1 protein-coding gene is annotated in these 1,162 nt (G+C 45.1%); it reads left to right on the top strand.

What is annotated here, in order from left to right:
• Nucleotides 1–327 precede the first annotated feature (327 nt).
• A partial coding sequence (locus tag NAC44_RS21120) for a HAMP domain-containing protein (protein WP_250943631.1) occupies nt 328–1,162 on the top strand: 835 nt, incomplete at its 3' end.

Here is a 1,162-nt window from a genome sequence, read left to right on the forward strand (position 1 = left end):
GATGACGAAGACAGAAGCTTCAGGGAGAGCGCTTAACCTTCGGGCCGTCCTGGTTGGCGGCCCTTGGTTACCTCTCATGAGAAAGAAAATGACAGAGCCAAGAATGATTTTGGCTTGACTTAAATGGAAATTAAAATTTCCCGTACACAACATGTATAAAACATCAAAAATCAAATCGAATGAAGAAAAAGGAATGATGATCCTCACTTCATAATATAAGAAACATATCCGTTTCATGAAATTTCATATGGAATATGACATTCTTATGAAAAATAATTTATAAATACATGTAACTGAAGCGGATTGACAACCGATGGTGAGAAAGAGATGCGCTTTACCATAAAAATGAAGCTGGTCTTGGGCTTTGGCCTTTTGATTGTGCTCTCCGGGATCATGGCAACATTGTCAATCTCGAATCTTTCATCCTTGAATTCGGCAATCACACGGATTGTCCAAGGCCCCTCGGCCAATCTGAAAAATTCTGCCGGTCTGGCAACAAACCTGCTGAATGCAGTCCGCAACGAGAAAAACGTTGTGCTTGAAACCGACCCGGCAAAAATTCCCGCGAATATTGACGAGGTGCGTAAATATCGCGCCAGCGTAGAAAAATTTGCCGCCGAACTGGGCAAGAGCCAAAATCCGGCCGTTCTGGACTCGCTGAAGGAATTCAACACCCTCTATCCGGACTGGGTAAAGGTTGATGAAAAAATCCTTGTTTTGGGAGCCACCAACACATCGGAAAGCAATAAACAGGCTGCCGATCTTTCCATGGGTGAATCACGCAATCTTCTGGCCAAGCTCCTCTCGGTCGTCGACAAACTGAACGAACAAATTCTGATCGATCTGAAAAACACCGATGAGAAAACCAATCAGGAATACAATACAGCTTGGTCGATCCTCATTGGCGCCATAAGCTTTATCATTGTGATTTCTGTCGGCGTTGCTTTGTGGATTGCCCTTGGAATCAGCTCGGGCCTGAAAAAGGTCATCACTGCGACCAATAACGTTGCGATCGGCGATCTCGACCAGAAAATCGACGTCAAGACAAACGACGAAATCCGCGATCTTGTAGCAACCGTTAATATAATGACAGGGAATTTGCGCAAGACTGCAGATATTGCCGACAAGATCGCGCAGGGCGACCTTTCTCTGGACGTTGTGC

It is taken from the genome of Allorhizobium sonneratiae, assembly GCF_023700755.1.
GTDB lineage: Bacteria > Pseudomonadota > Alphaproteobacteria > Rhizobiales > Rhizobiaceae > Allorhizobium > Allorhizobium sonneratiae.